This window comes from Shewanella sp. SG41-4, from assembly GCF_014164505.1.
GTDB lineage: Bacteria > Pseudomonadota > Gammaproteobacteria > Enterobacterales > Shewanellaceae > Shewanella.
This window is the reverse complement of record NZ_JACJFI010000504.1, coordinates 1-1,899: the sequence shown is the minus strand read 5'-3', so window position 1 is coordinate 1,899 and position 1,899 is coordinate 1. Positions and strand designations below refer to the sequence as shown.

At 35.4% G+C, this 1,899-nt stretch carries 1 protein-coding gene; it reads right to left on the bottom strand.

Annotation, left to right across the window (positions count from 1 at the left end; all coding sequences use genetic code 11):
* Positions 1-1,085 precede the first annotated feature (1,085 nt).
* A complete protein-coding gene (locus tag H5202_RS24705) occupies positions 1,086-1,838 on the bottom strand; it encodes a CPBP family glutamic-type intramembrane protease (RefSeq protein WP_182773858.1) in 753 nt (250 codons plus the stop codon).
* Positions 1,839-1,899 lie beyond the last annotated feature (61 nt).

Here is a 1,899-nt window from a genome sequence, read left to right as displayed (position 1 = left end):
TATTTCCGTCATCTCTTTACGGAATTACCCAAGCGTGCACCATTAGATGATATGACTGATTTGCTGCCGTGGAATGTTGATTTAGGTGAAGCAGAATAAGCTTCACCAGTTCATTGACCGCTTACTTTTATATGCATGCTCATGGGTCTATACCATGACTCCTGCTGTAAATTTAACAATACCATAACACTAACTGACTTTGCTGAGGAATTTAAATGAAACTATTGTTTTTATTGATAATTATATCAAATAGAATTTGAGGGTTTGAGACACGTTTGAGATCCGAAAAAAGCCAACTGTAATTTTTCGGTTTAATATTCTTTTTATTTGCCCTCTTTCTTTATGACATCTTTCAGCTTCACAACAAAGCCAAAATAGAATGAAACACATACAATTAAAGATTGCCACACGACTGCAAAGTAAAACTTACCAGGATTAGAGTTTGCTGATACATAATGAACACTTCCCGTATTATGGTATTTATATCCGCCCTCTATCAACATATCGATAACCGTTATGGCAAAGACAACACAAAATAATCGAGCAACAAATCGCATCTTTTTATCAATTTTAATGGTCAAATCCTTACTAATATCTATTATCAAAAACGAATAACTATTGTCGATAACGAAAGTTTTAGTATCTGTGTGTTGCGCCGTTTGTATGAAACAAACCACCGATTGGACTTAGTCGATGCCAAGTCCAAATTAGTGAGTACACTTTATGCTATATAAATTTGTTTGACTATTGAATAGGAGTTATCAAAAAAGGCTATCAAAACCGTAAACGGTTGCCCAATGATTAATATTCAAAGACGAATTAGACGCGCGTGTATTGGATTTAGGCTGACTTTTCTAGGTTATATTTAGAAGATATGTAATGACCAATAATTATTACCACTACAGAGTATGGTAATGCCGCTAAAGGTTTATCTTATTCACTATCAATGGCTATCACTGAGTGGTAACGATCTAAAACAGCTTAGCTATGTAAATCAATACCACACAATATCAAAGACTAAGCCTGTGTCCATCAACCATCTTGGGGGGACAGATTGATTTTGGCCAAGATTATAAATGCAGTAATTAATAGACAGAATAATAGAAAGCGGAAAAGCCAAAAGCTAACTCAATTAATAAATGAAACGTTAACGCAGGCCATAAACTACGCGTCTTAATCGTTAAATAAGACAATAATGGCGAGGCGAAGATCATACCTATAGCTTCATAAATCGGTTTTTTTATGTGAAATAAGACTTCAAAGATACAGACTATAACGGTCATTATCACAGCCGCCGCCACCGGGTTGATTTTGTAATGCTGAGTTAAACAATATTGTCCACCGCCCAATAAAAAACCTCGGTGAAGAACCTCCCAGCCAATGATCGTCGATACGGTAAAAATTAAAAAGCGTTGAAACTTCCCAGCCTCTCTGAGCTCCTCTAAAGAACTGCCATGACGATAATGAGATAAATAATCTGCGGCAAAAAATTGTAGATAAATAAATAAACAAAGCAAAAGGCCAAAAAACAAAGCCATGAGTAACAGGTTTTCACGATTAATTATTGGTTTAGAGAAATACAGTTGTGTTATCGGTATTGCCAGCAATAATACAAGAACAAATGGAAAGATTAATTGACTTATAATCCAATAACCCTTAATGCCTCCAGAAGCTAAAAAGTTATTGCTGACATACACACCAACCACCTGTGTCAGCAATATCACTATTAATAATATACAAAAAGGAGCCGCCATTTTAATGGTAAGGCTCTGATCTTGGTATGGCATACTCATTCTTCCATTCAGGCTTTTTATCACATTGGAGTGTAATTGAACCACCGTTTCTTATGTGAGATCGATTGTTACCAACAACACACATTCTTTATAACTAATCTTGCTG